This is a genomic window from Kribbella speibonae (assembly GCF_004331375.1).
Lineage (GTDB): Bacteria > Actinomycetota > Actinomycetes > Propionibacteriales > Kribbellaceae > Kribbella > Kribbella sindirgiensis.
This window is the reverse complement of record NZ_SJKC01000001.1, coordinates 1,670,772-1,685,529: the sequence shown is the minus strand read 5'-3', so window position 1 is coordinate 1,685,529 and position 14,758 is coordinate 1,670,772. Positions and strand designations below refer to the sequence as shown.

Sequence of the window (14,758 nt, the reverse complement as noted above, 5' to 3'; positions counted from 1 at the left end):
TTACATTGGCGGAGAGAGGTGTGAGGCGATGGGCCGATCGATGGAAGGTCACGCCCGCAGCGACCGACCGCCGGGGCGTACGGCCGAGGCGGCGCAACGTACCGCTGCGGTGCAGGAACGCGTCCAGGCTCTGAACGGCATCCTGGCCGACGCGTTGGCTGTCGATGTCCACGGCACCGATCTGCAGAGCCTGAAACGGGCGCCGCGACGGGCGCCGCCGACCGTGTCGCCGGCCGATCTCGAGGCGCATCCTGGACCCGTCTGGGATGCGTTCGTGCCCCACCCGCCGTTTCGCTGGTGGGGTGCCGAGCGGCGGTTCGCGCGTCGACTCGCCGACGCGGAGGACCGGTTCGCGGAGGCGATCGAACGGCACCGGGCTTTTGAGGAGAACCGCCGAGAGCGGGTGGCACGCGCTCTGCGGGAGCAGGTCGAGCACCAGCGCCGGCTCGACGAGGCGACCGCGGAACAGCACGCACGCGTCGACGCTTACGAGCACGCGGTGGAGAACCACGACCGAGCAGCCGTGACGCGGTACTTCACCAAGGCGCTGGACCGGGTACCCGAGCCACTGGACTTTCCACGCCGGCGCAGGGTCGGGTACGTCCCGGAGTCGACACTGCTCGCGGTGGAGTGGGATCTCCCCGACGTCAGCGTCGTACCGGCTGAGGCGTCGTACCGCTACGACCGCTCGCTGGATGCAGTGCTGGCCGTTCCGCGAGACCAGGTGGAGCTGCGACGGCTCTATCAACAGCTGGTGGCGCAGCTGGCGTTGCGGGCGCTGCACCTGGTCTTCGGGAGCGACAGGTACGGCGTGGTCGAGACGGTCGTGTTCAACGGGGTGGTCGAGTCGGTTGACCTCACTACAGGGCAGACCGTGCGGCCGTGCCTCATCACGTTGCGGGCGACACGGGAGCAGTACCAGGCGCTGGTGCTGGACCAGCTCGACCCTGTGGCCTGTGTACGGCACTACTTCGCTGCGGAGGTGTCACGGCACCCGGAGGAGCTGCAGCCGGTGGAGCCGGTGCTGGAGTTCGACCTGACCGATCCGCGCACCGTCGAAGCGGTGGACGTCATCAGCGAGATCGACGCCCGCCCCAACCTGCTTGAGCTCAGCCCCGAGTCCTTCGAGCACCTGGTCCACAACCTGCTCACGCGGATGGGCCTGGAGACGAGACTCTTCCGCCGCGGCACCGACGGCGGGATCGACTGCGTGGCCTACGACCCCCGCCCGATCACCGGCGGCAAGTTCGTCGTCCAGGCGAAGCTCTGGACCCGCACCGTCCCACCGTCCGCCGTCCGCGACCTCTTCGGCACCGTCCTCGACGCCGGCGCCACCAAAGGCATCCTCATCACCACCTCCGGCTTCGGCCCCACCAGCTACCAGTTCGCCAACGGCAAACCCCTCCAATTAATCGACGGCACCGCCCTCCTGTCCCTCTGCCACCACCACAACATCCCTGCCCGAATCATCCCCCGCGCCAGCTAACCATGTTCTTCATAATGGACATATGTCCGATATAGTGGACATGGAGGTGGGGTACGGATGCATTTCCCCGAACCGATGTCGAGCGTTGTTCCCGGCCTGCACGGCCGCGTTCTCGCGGTACTCGTACGAGCCGGCCAACCGCTCACCGGGCGTGCGGTTGCCGGACTGTTGCCGACGCCCGCCAGCCCGAGTGGGGTTCACAGGGTTCTCGACGACCTGGTGCGCAACGGTGTGGTGATCGCCACGCCTGCGGGTCGGGCACGGTTGTACACGCTCAACCGGGAGCATGTGGCGTATCAGGCGATCGAGCAGCTCGCGCGACTCCGCGACCTGCTCATCGAGCGCATCAAGGCAGAGGCTGAGTCGTGGGAGATTCCGGCGAACGCGGTGTGGCTCTTCGGATCAACGGCCCGCGGACAAGGCGACGCCGACAGCGATCTCGACCTGTTGGTCGTCCGGCCGGACGACGTCGACGACGGGGACCCTCGTTGGCTCGATCAGCTCGACACGCTGTCCGCGCACGCAAGTCTGTGGTCCGGCAACGCGTGCGAAGTCGTCGAGTACAGCGCCCAGGAGGTGCGCGATCTCGTGAGGCACGGTGAGCGGCTGGTCACCGAACTCCGACTGGACGCCGTTCCCATCGCGGGCAGTTCACCGCGGCAAACCCTCAACCGGAAGGCGGGCTGATGGCCGCACTCGACGAAGCCCGAGCGCACCTGGCGAAGGCCCGCGAGTTCCTCGAAGCCGCAGAGTTGACGAACGATCTTTCGCTCTTCAACGCAGCAGCTTCGAATGCGGTCACCTCAGGCATCAACTCGAAGGACGCGATTTGCCTTGCAACGATCGGTCAGACCCGCAAGTCCGACAATCATGTCGAGGCAGTCGCGGAGTTGAGAGGCGCCGGTGCGCCGGGCCGGGACAGCAGCGCCACACTGTCCCGGCTCCTTCGGCTCAAGTCGAAGTCGCAGTACCAAGCGGCCCCAGTGTCGGCAGCGGATGCGTCCAAGAGCATCGACTGGGCCACTCGGTTGCTGGCAACCGCCGAAAGTGTCACGCCTAGTTGAGTGGCGTTTCGTAGATTTGGAGTTCGGTGCCGCCGGGGTTTTCGCCGTCGTCGGGGGCTGTGTAGAGGCGGAGTTTGGTGGGGGTGGTTTCCAGGGCTACTGGGTTGCGGGTGGCGTTGTGGTTGGTGGTGGGGGAGAAGTAGGGGAAGGGGATCTCGTGGAGGATGCGGTTGGTGCGGAGGTCCAGGAGGGCTAGGCCGCCCAGGTCGTACGACGTGTTGTTGGGGCCGGGCAGTGTGGTGACTCCGCCGCACAGTTGCTTGCCGCGGGCGGCGTAGTCGCAGTCCTGGTAGTCGAGGATCTGGGACTCGTTGGCGACCTTCTCCAGCTGCTTGCCCGTCGGGGTCCAGTCGTAGAGCGTGCGGGAGCCCCAGCTCACCCCGTGGACCTGGCCAGTCGTCCGGTCGCGTACTACTCCCCCGACGTGGTCCTTCACCCGGAAACGCTCAGTGACCCGGTAGGTCTTCGGGTCGACCGTGTAGACGATCGCCCGCGAGTTCGGCCGGTACTCCGCGGTCGGTACCCACAGGTCCTTCCCGTCGAAGTCCAGGCCGCCCGGGTGGTACGCCGTACCCTCACCGAGCCGGATGTCCTTCTTCAGGTTCCCCTGCCGGTCCAGCACGAACAGGTGCCCGATGCCCTTCCCAGGGGTCCGGTCGTACCCGTCCACCGGCACCGGGTACTTCACCGGCGCCTCCAACACCTCAACACTGCTCAGAAAGATCTGGTCCCCGACGATCGCGAATCCCTGCGGGTGGTACGTCGGGAACTTCAACGGCACCCGCTGCGCCAGCGTCCACGCCGTACTGCGGCTGGTGGCCTGGAACGCACGCGTGACGTCAGAGTCCCGGCCGGTGGCCTGGGCGGTGGTCAGGCCGGTGAACAACACACCGGCCAGGGCGGCAACAGTCAGCAGTCGTCTGCGCATTGACGGTCTCCTCAGCTCGAAAGTCGATGCTGCAGTGTGAGATGCCCAGATGACTTGCAGGTGATGCCAAACTGGCCGTTATGGACACAGGGGTGAGTGTTGTCGGGTCAGGACAGGTCAGTGGTACGCCGGACATCCTGCGCGTCACGTTCGGCGTCGAACAGGTCGCACCGGATGTCGCGGCCGCTGTGGCGACGGTCGGCGAGCGCACGGACGCGGTGATCGCGGCGCTGCGGGCACAGGGGGTCCAGGAGTCGCAGCTGGGCACCAGCTCGGTGAACGTGTTCCAGGAGTACCGGGAGCCCGGCACGGACCCGGCGTACCGGGCGTCGCACACGGTCCTGGTGGAGACGAAGGACCTGACCGGTTTCGGCGCGCTGCTGAACGCGGCCGTGGATGCTGTCGGCAACAGTCTCGCGCTGCACGGGCTGCAGTTCGACATCGAGGACAAGACCGACCTGCTGATCCAGGCGCGAGAGCTGGCGTTCCAGCAGGCCAAGACGAAGGCCGCGCACCTGGCCGGCCTGGCCGGCTTCTCACTCGGCTCGGTGACCGCGATCTCCGAGAACAACGCCCACACGCCGCTCGGCGGCCCGGAGATCCGGATGTCCGCGTCCAAGGCGTACGACTCGGCCATCAACATCGTCCCCGACGAGCAGAACGTCGTCGTCTCGCTCCAGGTGCACTTCGCCTGGGCGTAACGCGCGTCTCAAATCGAGCACAGGGGTTGCGTTGTCGGCGGCGTCGTACAGACTGCTCTCATGTACGCACCGGCTCCGCTACGGCGGCAACTGAGTCGATCCGGGCTGTTACTGCTCGGACCGGCGTTCGTCGCTGCTGTCGCGTACGTCGACCCGGGCAACTTCGCCACCAACATCGCCGCCGGTGCGACGTACGGCTATCTGCTGTGCTGGGTGGTCGTCGGCGCCAACCTGATGGCCGTCCTGGTGCAGTATCTGGCGGCCAAGGCCAGCATTGCGACCGGACGAACCCTGCCGCAGCTGTGCCGTGACCACTTCCGCCGGTCCACCTCGACCGGGCTGTGGGCGCAGGCCGAGGTGGTCGCGATCGCGACCGACCTGGCCGAGGTCGTCGGCGGCGCGATCGCGCTGAACCTGCTGTTCGGGATCCCGCTGCTGCTCGGCGGCGTGATCACCGGCATCGTCTCGTTCGCGCTGCTCATCTATCAGTCGAAGCGCGGCCAGCGGCCGTTCGAGGCCGCGATCATCGGCCTGCTCGCGGTCGTACTGGTCGGCTTCGTGGTGTCGACGATCAAGTCGGAACCGTCCGCGAGCGGTGTGGTCGGCGGACTGGTGCCGCGGCTGGACGGTACCGACTCACTCGTTCTCGCGGCCGGAATGCTCGGCGCGACCGTCATGCCGCACGCGATCTGGCTGCACGGCGCACTGGTCACCGACCGGCACTGGAAGACCATCCGCTCCGACAGCGGCAAGTCCCGCGTACTGCGCGCCACCCGCGTCGACGTGGCGGTGGCGATGGCGTTGGCCGGAGCGGTCAACCTGGCCATGGTCGTGCTGGCCGCGGCTGCTCTCAAGGGCACCGGCGCCGACTCCCTCGACGCGGCCCACGTCGCGATCGGCGACCGGCTCGGCCAGCTACCGGCACTACTGTTCGCGCTCGCGCTGCTGGCCAGCGGTTTCGCCTCCTCCTCGGTCGGGACGTACGCCGGTTCGGTCATCCTGGACGGCTTCTGGAAACGTCACGTCGCGCTCCCGGTCCGGCGCCTGATCACGCTGATCCCCGCGCTGCTGATCCTTGCGATCGGCATCGACCCGAGCCGCGCACTGGTGGTGTCGCAGGTCGTGCTCAGCTTCGGCATCCCGTGCGCGCTGTGGCCGTTGGTGAGATTGACCGCTTCTCGGCGCGTCATGGGTGACCTGGTCAACCGGAAGGCGACTACTCTCGCGGCATGCCTGGTAGCCACCGCCGTCACGGCCCTCAACGTCGTACTGATCGTGCTGACCGTTCGGGGATGACGTGACGCGGGTGTTCGCCGTGAGCGACGTCCACGGCCACCTGGAGAAACTGACTGCCGCACTGCACGCCGCCGGCCTCACCGATGCCGACGGCAACTGGGCCGGTGACGAGGACACCCGCCTGTGGTTCCTGGGCGACTTCTTCGACCGCGGCCCGGACGGGATCGGCGTCCTGCGGTACGTCCGCGGCCTGATCGGCCAGGCGCCCGACGGTGCGATCCGGATGCTGCTAGGCAACCACGAGATCCTGGCGCTCGGGATGTACAAGTTCGGCGACACGTTCGTCCCGCACGACGGCATCACACTGCGCAGCTTCGAGCGTTCCTGGGCCCTGAACGGCGGTCAGGACCGCGACCAGGAGCTGCTCACCGACGACGACGTGGCGTGGCTGCTCGACCAGCCGCTGCTCGCCCTGGACTCCGACCAGCTGCTGATGCACTCCGACACCGCCGAGTACGTCGAGTGGGGCGACACGATCGACCAGATCAACGCCGCGGCCGGAGCCGAGCTGCACTCCGACGACATCGAGGTGTGGTGGGAGATCTGGCGCCGGACGACGTCGCGGTACGCGTTCCGCGGCCCGAGCGGCCCGGAAGTGGCCCGGATCCTGCTCCAGCACCTCGGCGGCCGCCGGATCGTGCACGGCCACAGCATCGTCGCCGATCAGCTCGGCATCGACCCGGAGTTCCTGACCGGCCCGCATCTGTACGCCGAAGGTCTTGCCCTGGGCATCGACGGCGGCGCCTTCGACGGCGGGCCGTGCCTGGTGGTCGAGCTCACCGCTGAGTGACTCGACCACCGTTCGCAGCCGGTGGGCCTACTTGTCAGCGGTGAGGGTGCCGCCGACGGACCAGCTGTCCGGTGGGGTCTCCTGGATCCAGACCTGGACGCTCTCGGCCGGGACGCCGAGGCTGTCGACGAACGCGTCGGTGACCTTCTGGACCAGGTCGCGCTTGAGTTCCGGAGTCCGCGGGCCTTGCAGGACGGTGACGATGGGCATCGGATTTCCTTTCGTTGTGGGGTTCTGAGCCCATTCCAGTCCTCCCGGCCGCCGGGAACGAGCGGCAGTTCCGATGTCCTCCCATCACTCGAACTGATCGGACGCCTTCCGGCACGCCTCGAGCAGTACGGCGAGATCGCCGCCGACCGTCGTACCGGCCGGAACCACGAGGCTCGTGGTCAAGGCGAGCCGCGGCTCCGGTCGCCGGAACACGACCCGTCCTTCGCGGAGCAGGCGCGCGTGTGACTCGTAGATGACCGTCCAGCTCGGGCTGCCGGCGCCGATCGCGGCGTGCGTGTCCTGCAGGCTGCTGGAGCGCGGGCCGAGCACCGGCTCGAAACCCGCGGCCGCGCAGGCCGACAGCACCAGGTCGACCAGCGGCGGGTTCGTACGGCGTTCGGTGATCCGGAGCGGCAGCTCGCGGAGGTCCTTCAGCGGGATCTCGTGGTCCGGGGCGGCTGATCTGGGAAGAGCGATCAGGAGTGCGTCGTCCCAGACCGGGACGAACTCCAGGCCGGCTGCCTCGTCGAGTCCGCGGACGAAGGCTGCGTCCAGTTGGCCACTGCGGACGCGGTCGAGGCGAGCACGGGTCGAGGTGCTGATCAGCTCGACGTGGAGCCCTCCGGCGGAGAGCTCGGCGACAACGGTCTCGAGCCGTTCGCCCAGTCCGGTGCTGGTTCCCAGGCGGAGGCTTCGCGCGGGGTTGCCGGTGGCCGCAGTACGAGCTGCTTCGACTGAGGCGAGTACGGCACGGGCGGCGGGCAGGAACCGTTGTCCCGCCTCGGTGAGGCGGATGGCGCGGGCCGAGCGGTCGAAGAGCAGGACGTCCAGCTCGCGTTCCAGACGGGCGATCTGCTGGCTCACACCCGGCTGGCCGATACCGAGCTGCTCGGCGGCGCGGCCGAAGTTGAGTACCTCGGCGACGGTGACGAAGTACTGGATCTGCCGTAACTCCATCTGATGATCATCGCGGATCCGGGAATGGGGCGAGCGCGGGCCGGGTTGTCAGCGGTTATGGCGGAGAAGACTGTGAAGATTCCCGGACCGGACCACCCGATCACCGTGGAGAAGAACCCGGACCGTGTGGTCGTGAAGGTCGGCGACCAGGTCATCGCGGACACCCGGGACGCGCTGTCCCTGCAGGAGGCGAGCTACCCCGCGGTGCAGTACATCCCGCGGGGCGACGTCGACCTCACGCTGCTCGAGCGCACCGAGCACCAGACCTACTGCCCGTACAAGGGCGACGCGTCGTACTACTCGATCCTCCCGGACCTGGAGAACGCGGTCTGGACGTACGAGCAGCCGTACAACGCGGTCGCCGACATCCGCGACCACCTCGCGTTCTACCCCGACAAGGTGTCGATCGAGATCATCCCCTAGGGCGTGTCTGATGGTTCCGCGCAGTAGGCGGGGAACCATCAGACACGCCCTATCACCGGAGCGAGCAGCTCCGGCGGTACGACGTGACTCTGGTCGGGTAGCTCCGTGAGGGTCGCGTGCGGGAGGATCGCGACGATGCGGTGCGCGGCGTCGAGCATGAACGGCGCGGTCGCGGTCCCGGCGATCACGAGAGTCGGCGGCGTGATCGCCCGGAGCGTTTCGACCGGGGTGGTGCCTTCGTGGCCCATGACGGCGAAGTCGTAGGCGAGCGTCGGCGCCAGCTCGGCCACGCCCGGGGCGGCGGCCACCTGCAGTGCTTCGGGTTTGGGCATGCCGGTCATCAGCAGGAACAGCTCGACCGCTTCCCGGTTCTGGCCGTCCCGGATGAGTTCGAGCACCTGCTCACCGTCGTCCGAAGGGTCCACGTCGTCGGGTCCGTACGGCGGCTCGTGCAGCACGACCTTGGTGAACGGCAGCCGGCTCGCTGCGATCGCCGCCAGTCCCGCACCGGACGAGTGGCCGTAGAGGGCCGCCGTACCGCCGACAGCTGTCAGTAGCGCGGCGATGTCGTCCACCTCGCGCTGGACGTCGTACGGCGTGCTGTCACCGGAGTCACCGCGGCCGCGGCGGTCGTACGTCACGACGTCGAAGTGGTTCGCCAGCTCGTCGGCCAGCGGCCGGAGCGCGTGCCGATCGCACAGTGCTCCCCCGACCAGGATCAGTGGGTGCCCACTGCCCAGGCGGTCGTAGGCGATCGTCGTACCGTCCGCGGACGTCACTTTCTCCATCTGCTGCTCCTCCGTCGTCGTTGCTGACGTGGGGACGTCGGAGCCGCTTCGGCCGCTTCGACATATGTGGTGGCGCGTGGGCTATCTGGGTGGTTCACTGCTTCGCGATGATCACCAGAGTTGATGACTACCTCCACAGGGTCCCGTTGTCCGGTTCGGTCGCCGAACAGGTCGGGCCGTTCACCTTGTTCCGCAGTACGACGGTTTGGCCGTACTACGCGCGCCCGGTGCCCGGCGCCGAGGTGAAGATCGAGCCGGCCGACGTTGAACTGGTGCGCGCCCGGTGTGCCGAGCTGGGGCTCCCACTGAGCTTCGAGTGGGTCGTGGAGACCTGTCCCTCGTTGGGCGACGCTGCGGCCGCAGCCGGCCTGACTGTGGTCGAGCACCCGTTGCTGGTGCTGGAGCGGGCTGACTTCCGCCCTGCCGTGGCCGATGCTCGCTGCGAGATCCTCTCCGCTGACGAGGAGGTGGTCCGGCAGGCCCGTGCGGTTGCCGGACTCGCCTTCAGTGAGCCGGGCACGGGCGTCGGCAAGGCCGGAGCGACCGAGAGGGATTCCGCGGCCGCCGAGATGTCGACCGACATGGTTCTGGCACTGCAGAGCAGGGCTCTCCGAGGTGTGTCGGTAACGGCCGGTGCGTTCACCGACGAAGGCATGGTGGCCAGCGGTACTCACCAGCCGGTCGACTCGACCACGGAGATCGTCGGCGTCGGCACACTGCCTTCCATGCGTCGCCGCGGCCTTGCTGCCGCAGTGACCTCGGCTTTGGTCGAGCACGCGCTGGACAACGGTGTGGACCTGGTGCTGCTGTCCGCCGAGTCAGACGCGGTAGCAGCGGTTTACGAGCGCGTCGGCTTCCACCGGATCGGACACGCCGGAGCAGCTGAGTGACCGGGAGCCCTAGTACCCGGCTGGTCGTACTGCGCGGGAACTCGGGCTCCGGCAAGTCGACCACCGCCCGGACGCTGCGCGAACGCCTCGGCCGCGGTACGGCGTGGGTCGAGCAGGACCACCTCCGCAGGATCCTGCTCCGCGAGCGCGACGTCCCGGGCGGCGTCAACATCGGACTGATCGACCTGAACGTCCGCTACGCGCTCGACCACGGGTACGACGTGATCCTCGAGGGGATCCTGGACGCCGGCCGGTACGGCGACATGCTGCGACAGCTCACGTCCGACCACCGCGGGACGACCCTGCACTACTACTTCGAGATCCCGTTCGCAGAGACCGTCGTACGGCACGGGACCCGGGACAACCGGCGTGAGTTCGGCCCGGACGTGATGCAGGACTGGTACCGGGAGCACGACGTACTCGACGGGATCGAGCAGACCGTGATCGGCCCGGGCAGCGCGCTGGACGAGACCGTCGCGAAGATCCTGACCGACCTTGAGGCGGATCCCGTACCGTAGTAGGGATGAGCACGACCGAGCCGATCCGCCCCCGTACCCTCGCTGAGGCGTTGCGGGGCTGGGGCGACGCCGCGCTCGGTGAGCTGCTGCGGCGACGACCTGACCTGGCGCAGCCGATTCCTGCGGACACTGGGCAGCTGGCTGCGCGGGTCACCAGCAACGCGTCGGCCGCGCGCGCGATCAACCGGTTGGACGAGTTCGGTGTGGACCTGCTGGAGTCGCTGTCCGCGCTGCCGGAGCCGGTGGATCTGGAGTCGTTGGCGCAGGGCGTGGACCAGCCGGAGGAGGTGGTCCGGCCGCGGGTGGCCGAGCTGCTGGACCTCGCTCTGGTCTGGGGTACCGAGGACGACCTGCGGCCGATCCGCGCGGTGCACGAACTGCTCGGCCCGACGCCTGCCGGGCTCGGTCCGAGTACGACGCGGCACTTCGGCGATCTGGACCAACTGATCGACGACGCCGGCCCGGACGCGCGCGCCGTACTCGACAAGCTCACCTGGGGTCCGCCGACCGGCTCGGTGGAGAAGGCCGACCGACCCGTGACGATCGCGTCGGCGCGGACGCCGGTGGAGCGGCTGCTGGCGCGCGGCCTCGTCGTACCCAGGGACGCGAATACGGTCGTGCTGCCGCGGCAGATCGGTCTGCACTTGCGGGGCGGGCGGGTGCTGGCGTCGACGCGTCCAGTACCTCCGCCGCTGGCCGGTAAGAAGGTGTCGGCCGCTATAGCTGACCGAGCTGCGGCTGGCGCTGCTCTCGACCTGGTACGGCTGGTTGACCGAGCTCTGGAGCAGCTGGGGACCGAGCCGCCGCCCGTACTGCGCACTGGTGGCGTCGGCGTCCGTGAGGTGCGCAGCCTGGCCGGGAAGATCGGTGCGGAAGAGCAGACCGCTGCTGCGGTGCTGGAGATGGCTTACGCAGCTGGGCTCGTTGCCCCGGTGGAGGTCGGGACCACTGAGCTGTGGCTGCCGACCAGTGCATACGACGACTGGCTGGAGCTGGACCTGGCGCATCGGTGGGCTCAGCTCGTCATGGCGTGGTTCTCCGGCCTCAGAGCGATCGGACTGATCGGGCGGCGCGACAGCACCGGCAGTACTGCGGCTGCACGAGAGCGGCTGATCAACGCGTTGGCACCGGACCTGGAGCGGTTGCTGGCGCCGGAGATCCGGGTGCTGGCGTTGCAGGCCCTGGCCGAGGCTGGAGCGGGTACTGCGCCGGCTCCGGAGACCGTGGTGATGTGGGTGGCTTGGCATCGTCCACGGCGCGGTGGGCAGTTCCGGGACGACCTGGTCGAGTGGAGCGTGTCAGAGGCCGCACTACTCGGGCTGACTGGTTTGGGCGCGTTGGCGGCACATGCCAAGCCGTTGCTGGGACCTGAGCCAACTGCTGACGAGCTGGCCGAGGCGATCAGTCCGTTGATGCCAGAGCCGGTGTCTGAGGTGCTGCTGCAGGCTGACCTCACTGCGGTGGCTCCTGGGCCCTTGGTGCGGACCGTGCAGGATGAGCTGTCGGCAATGGCGGACGTCGAGTCGGACGGTGGCGCCGGCGTCTACCGGTTCAGTGAGAGCTCCGTCCGGCGTGCGTTCGACCTCGGGCGGACCGCGGAGCAGTTGCACGCGTGGTTGGCGGAGCATTCACGGACACCGGTGCCCCAGCCGTTGGCGTACCTGATCGACGACGTTGCCCGACGGCACGGCGTACTGCGGCTGGGAACCGCGTCGACGTACCTGCGGTGTGATGATGAGAACGTGCTGACCCAGCTGCTCAACTCGAACCTGCCTGGCGTGCGGTTCCGTCGACTGGCGCCGACCGTGGTGGTGTCGCCGTCACCACCGGACATGGTGCTCAGCCGCTTGCGGGACGCCGGGCTGGCGCCGCTGGCGGAGACGTTCGACGGTGCGCTGCATGTGACCGGTACGCCGCGGCGGGGCGAGGCGCCGCGTCGACGGACCAGCCGGGACTTCAACGAGAGCGCGTTCGACCTGACCGACGACCAGGTGAAAGCGGTCATCGAGAAGGTCCGCGCCGGCGACCGGATCGCCGCCGAACGCCCCGGCGACGACGGCCTGATCGAACCCGCCGCCCCCGCGGAAACCATCGCCGTCCTCACCAACGCCGCCGAGGCCCACACCCGCACCTGGATCGCCTACGTCGACCACAACGGCCACTCCTCCGAACGCGTCGTAGAACCCGTCCGGGTCGCCGACGGCTGGCTGACGGCGTACGACGACACCACCGAAACCCCCCGCACCTACGCCCTCCACCGAATCTCCACCGCCCGGCCGGTCGAATGAGGGACGACGACGATCGGGCATTCTGGGCAATGTTCCGCTGGTCCCCGAACGGCGGCTACATGCCCTTGATCGTCCGCGCCTGGATCTGGCCGCGACCGCGGCAGGCGTGGTACCAGTTCCGCCTCCGGTGGGGCGGTCGGCTGGCACCCGCGAAAGACCTGAACCTGATGCTGGACGCCGGCGGCTGGCGGACCTTCATGGTTGCGATCTGGTTGATCTCCTCCGCGAAGCGCGCGGACCTCCGTCCGCGGATCGAAAGAGACATGCTTGCCGGCCGGCCCTGCGGCTACGGCTGGACCTACAGCTTCTGCACGCCGCTGGCCTGTCTGGGCACCGAGGCCGACGCCCTGATCCTCGCCGCCTACCTCGACCACGCCCTCACGTTGCCCGTCGAGCCGGAGGGCTACAAGACCCAGCGTCAGGGCGAGGCGCTGGCCACTCTCCTGTACCTCGACGAGCAGCTGGGAACCACTCACGCCCAGCGCTTCCTGGGTGAAGACGGTCCGTGGGAGCGCTGGCCGGGTTCTGCCGACGACGACCTGTCAGCCGGTGTGGACCAGATCCGCACCGAAGTCATCTTCGCCGCCGGGGGCAACCCGGGTACGCGCAAGCGGCTGAAGCAGGAGCACCGCCAACTGCAGGAGGAGCACCGGGCCGCCAAGTCCAAGCCCGTTTGAGGGACGAGGCACAATGGAGGGTCGGGGCGAAGATAGGAGTTGCGGGTGTCGGACGGTCCTTTGATCGTGCAGTCGGACAAGACCTTGTTGCTGGAGACGGCGCATGCGGACGCTGGTGAGTGCCGGAAGGCCATTGCGCCGTTCGCCGAGTTGGAGCGGGCGCCGGAGCATGTGCACACGTACCGGCTCACACCGCTGGGCCTGTGGAACGCTCGGGCCGCGGGACATGACGCCGAGCAAGTGATCGACGTACTGCTCCGCTACAGCCGGTACCCGGTCCCCCACTCGTTGCTGGTCGACATCGCGGAGACGCTGGACCGGTACGGGCGACTGCGGCTGGAGAAGCACCCGCAGCACGGTCTGGTGCTGGTGACGACCGACCGGCCGGTGCTGGAAGAGGTACTGCGCAGCAACAAGGTGAAGCCCATGCTGGGCGCCCGGCTCGACGACGACACCGTCCTGGTGCACCCGTCGGAGCGCGGTCACCTCAAGCAGACCCTGCTGAAGCTCGGCTGGCCGGCCGAGGACCTGGCCGGGTACGTGGACGGCGAGGCACACCAGATCGACCTGGTGACGGACGGCTGGGAGCTGCGCCCGTACCAGGAGCAGGCGACCGACTCGTTCTGGCACGGCGGCTCCGGTGTCGTCGTACTCCCCTGTGGCGCCGGCAAGACGATCGTCGGCGCGGCCGCGATGGCGCAGGCATCCGCGACCACGCTGATCCTCGTCACCAACACCGTGTCCGCGCGGCAGTGGAAGGACGAGCTGCTCAAGCGCACCAGCCTCACCGAGGAGGAGATCGGCGAGTACTCCGGTGCGCGCAAGGAGATCCGGCCGGTGACGATCGCGACGTACCAGGTGATGACGACGCGCCGGAAGGGCGTCTACACACACCTGGAGCTGTTCGACGCGCGCGACTGGGGCCTGATCGTGTACGACGAGGTGCACCTGCTGCCCGCTCCGATCTTTCGGATGACCGCCGACCTGCAGACCCGTCGCCGGCTCGGACTGACCGCGACGCTGGTCCGCGAGGACGGCCGCGAGGGCGACGTGTTCTCGCTGATCGGTCCCAAGCGGTACGACGCACCGTGGAAGGACATCGAGTCGCAGGGCTGGATCGCGCCGGCGGACTGCATCGAGGTCCGCGTGGATCTCGAGCAGACCGAGCGGTTCGTGTACGCGACCGCCGAGCCCGAGGACCGCTACCGCCTGGCCGCCTCCACACCGGCGAAGTCGAAGCTGGTCCGGCGGATCGCCGAGCACCACGCCGACGAGCCGCTGCTCGTCATCGGCCAGTACATCGACCAGCTGGACGAGCTGGGCGAACGCCTGGAATGCCCGGTGATCAAGGGCGAAACGACCGTGAAAGAACGGCAGCGGCTGTTCCAGGCCTTCCGCACCGGTGAGATCAAGCGGCTGGTGGTCTCCAAGGTCGCCAACTTCTCCATCGACCTCCCCGAGGCGTCGGTCGCGATCCAGGTCTCCGGCACCTTCGGCTCCCGCCAGGAGGAAGCCCAGCGCCTGGGCCGGGTCCTCCGCCCCAAAGGCGACGGCCGCACCGCCCGCTTCTACTCCATAGTCGCGAGAGACACCATAGACGCCGAATTCGCCGCCCACCGCCAACGCTTCCTAGCCGAACAGGGCTACGCCTACACCATCGTCGACGCCGAAAACCTCTTCGCCTGATCGGCAGCTCGACAGGAGGTGTCAGCTCGGTGGGCAGATCGCCACGCTCACCCGAC

General features: G+C 68.4%; 16 protein-coding genes. 12 read left to right on the top strand and 4 right to left on the bottom strand.

All coding sequences use genetic code 11. The features are described from left to right. Window positions 1-28 precede the first annotated feature (28 nt). The 3 genes from E0H92_RS08470 to E0H92_RS08460 are packed head-to-tail and all read left to right on the top strand — an operon-like array spanning window position 29 to window position 2,550. The gene (locus E0H92_RS08470) at window positions 29-1,486 is read left to right on the top strand and encodes a restriction endonuclease (RefSeq protein WP_131286164.1); all 1,458 of its coding nucleotides are present in this window, start codon (window positions 29-31) and stop codon (window positions 1,484-1,486) included. 57 nt (window positions 1,487-1,543) lie between these two features. Further along, window positions 1,544-2,173 (top strand): nucleotidyltransferase domain-containing protein, encoded by a 630-nt coding sequence (locus E0H92_RS08465; RefSeq protein ID WP_131495870.1) that lies wholly within the window; start codon window positions 1,544-1,546, stop codon window positions 2,171-2,173. After that, the gene (locus tag E0H92_RS08460) at window positions 2,173-2,550 is read left to right on the top strand and encodes a DNA-binding protein (RefSeq protein ID WP_131495869.1); all 378 of its coding nucleotides are present in this window, start codon (window positions 2,173-2,175) and stop codon (window positions 2,548-2,550) included. Before E0H92_RS08465 ends, E0H92_RS08460 begins: the two co-directional genes overlap by 1 nt. Here E0H92_RS08460 and E0H92_RS08455 read toward each other — a convergent pair. Next, on the bottom strand, window positions 2,543-3,478 hold the full coding sequence (locus tag E0H92_RS08455; protein WP_131495868.1) for a DUF6454 family protein: 936 nt from the start codon (window positions 3,476-3,478) through the stop codon (window positions 2,543-2,545). The genes E0H92_RS08460 and E0H92_RS08455 overlap by 8 nt on opposite strands. A 92-nt stretch (window positions 3,479-3,570) precedes the next feature. Between E0H92_RS08455 and E0H92_RS08450 the strand changes: the two genes are divergently transcribed. Genes E0H92_RS08450 through E0H92_RS08440 form a run of 3 tightly spaced genes read left to right on the top strand, consistent with a single transcriptional unit; the run spans window position 3,571 to window position 6,265 of the window. Then, a complete protein-coding gene (locus tag E0H92_RS08450; protein WP_238173347.1) occupies window positions 3,571-4,179 on the top strand; it encodes an SIMPL domain-containing protein in 609 nt (202 codons plus the stop codon). A gap of 60 nt (window positions 4,180-4,239) precedes the next feature. Beyond that, window positions 4,240-5,475: an Nramp family divalent metal transporter gene (locus tag E0H92_RS08445; RefSeq protein WP_131466005.1), complete on the top strand. Its 1,236-nt coding sequence runs from the start codon at window positions 4,240-4,242 to the stop codon at window positions 5,473-5,475. 19 nt (window positions 5,476-5,494) lie between these two features. After that, complete coding sequence (locus E0H92_RS08440) at window positions 5,495-6,265, top strand: metallophosphoesterase (protein WP_238173346.1); 771 nt, start codon at window positions 5,495-5,497, stop codon at window positions 6,263-6,265. 27 nt (window positions 6,266-6,292) lie between these two features. On the opposite strand, the gene dmpI is transcribed toward E0H92_RS08440, so the two are convergent. After that, complete coding sequence (gene dmpI, locus E0H92_RS08435) at window positions 6,293-6,475, bottom strand: 4-oxalocrotonate tautomerase DmpI (protein WP_131466001.1); 183 nt, start codon at window positions 6,473-6,475, stop codon at window positions 6,293-6,295. Window positions 6,476-6,559: 84 nt separating this feature from the next. Next, window positions 6,560-7,432: a LysR family transcriptional regulator gene (locus tag E0H92_RS08430; RefSeq protein WP_131495866.1), complete on the bottom strand. Its 873-nt coding sequence runs from the start codon at window positions 7,430-7,432 to the stop codon at window positions 6,560-6,562. A gap of 72 nt (window positions 7,433-7,504) precedes the next feature. Here E0H92_RS08430 and E0H92_RS08425 point away from each other — a divergent pair, with 72 nt between their 5' ends. Beyond that, window positions 7,505-7,855 carry a DUF427 domain-containing protein gene (locus E0H92_RS08425; RefSeq protein WP_238153141.1) on the top strand — a complete coding sequence of 117 codons (351 nt, stop codon included), beginning with the start codon at window positions 7,505-7,507 and terminating at the stop codon, window positions 7,853-7,855. 38 nt (window positions 7,856-7,893) lie between these two features. On the opposite strand, the gene E0H92_RS08420 is transcribed toward E0H92_RS08425, so the two are convergent. Continuing rightward, window positions 7,894-8,643, bottom strand: coding sequence for an alpha/beta fold hydrolase (locus E0H92_RS08420; protein WP_131495865.1), 750 nt, complete (start codon window positions 8,641-8,643; stop codon window positions 7,894-7,896). A 107-nt stretch (window positions 8,644-8,750) separates the two neighbouring features. Between E0H92_RS08420 and E0H92_RS08415 the strand changes: the two genes are divergently transcribed. From E0H92_RS08415 to E0H92_RS08395, 5 genes are read left to right on the top strand one after another with little or no spacing between them, the layout of a single operon-like run. Further along, window positions 8,751-9,533, top strand: coding sequence for a GNAT family N-acetyltransferase (locus E0H92_RS08415; RefSeq protein ID WP_131495864.1), 783 nt, complete (start codon window positions 8,751-8,753; stop codon window positions 9,531-9,533). Continuing rightward, window positions 9,530-10,051 carry a kinase gene (locus E0H92_RS08410; RefSeq protein ID WP_131495863.1) on the top strand — a complete coding sequence of 174 codons (522 nt, stop codon included), beginning with the start codon at window positions 9,530-9,532 and terminating at the stop codon, window positions 10,049-10,051. The genes E0H92_RS08415 and E0H92_RS08410 overlap by 4 nt, the downstream gene beginning before the upstream one ends. A gap of 5 nt (window positions 10,052-10,056) precedes the next feature. Continuing rightward, complete coding sequence (locus E0H92_RS08405; protein WP_131495862.1) at window positions 10,057-12,339, top strand: helicase-associated domain-containing protein; 2,283 nt, start codon at window positions 10,057-10,059, stop codon at window positions 12,337-12,339. A gap of 29 nt (window positions 12,340-12,368) precedes the next feature. Continuing rightward, on the top strand, window positions 12,369-13,016 hold the full coding sequence (locus E0H92_RS08400) for a DUF6000 family protein (protein WP_131495861.1): 648 nt from the start codon (window positions 12,369-12,371) through the stop codon (window positions 13,014-13,016). Between the two features lie 45 nt (window positions 13,017-13,061). Next, entirely contained in the window at window positions 13,062-14,702 is a 1,641-nt protein-coding gene (locus tag E0H92_RS08395; protein ID WP_131286177.1) for a DNA repair helicase XPB, read from the top strand. Window positions 14,703-14,758: the final 56 nt, after the last annotated feature.

Coding starts and splice junctions, on each gene's coding strand:
- E0H92_RS08465 (WP_131495870.1), top strand. CDS start 1,544: ATGCATTTCCCCGAACCGATGTCGAGCGTTGTTCCCGGCCTGCACGGC.
- E0H92_RS08415 (WP_131495864.1), top strand. CDS start 8,751: ATGATCACCAGAGTTGATGACTACCTCCACAGGGTCCCGTTGTCCGGT.
- dmpI (WP_131466001.1), bottom strand. CDS start 6,475: ATGCCCATCGTCACCGTCCTGCAAGGCCCGCGGACTCCGGAACTCAAG.
- E0H92_RS08460 (WP_131495869.1), top strand. CDS start 2,173: ATGGCCGCACTCGACGAAGCCCGAGCGCACCTGGCGAAGGCCCGCGAG.
- E0H92_RS08455 (WP_131495868.1), bottom strand. CDS start 3,478: ATGCGCAGACGACTGCTGACTGTTGCCGCCCTGGCCGGTGTGTTGTTC.
- E0H92_RS08470 (WP_131286164.1), top strand. CDS start 29: ATGGGCCGATCGATGGAAGGTCACGCCCGCAGCGACCGACCGCCGGGG.
- E0H92_RS08430 (WP_131495866.1), bottom strand. CDS start 7,432: ATGGAGTTACGGCAGATCCAGTACTTCGTCACCGTCGCCGAGGTACTC.
- E0H92_RS08420 (WP_131495865.1), bottom strand. CDS start 8,643: ATGGAGAAAGTGACGTCCGCGGACGGTACGACGATCGCCTACGACCGC.
- E0H92_RS08405 (WP_131495862.1), top strand. CDS start 10,057: ATGAGCACGACCGAGCCGATCCGCCCCCGTACCCTCGCTGAGGCGTTG.
- E0H92_RS08400 (WP_131495861.1), top strand. CDS start 12,369: ATGTTCCGCTGGTCCCCGAACGGCGGCTACATGCCCTTGATCGTCCGC.
- E0H92_RS08445 (WP_131466005.1), top strand. CDS start 4,240: ATGTACGCACCGGCTCCGCTACGGCGGCAACTGAGTCGATCCGGGCTG.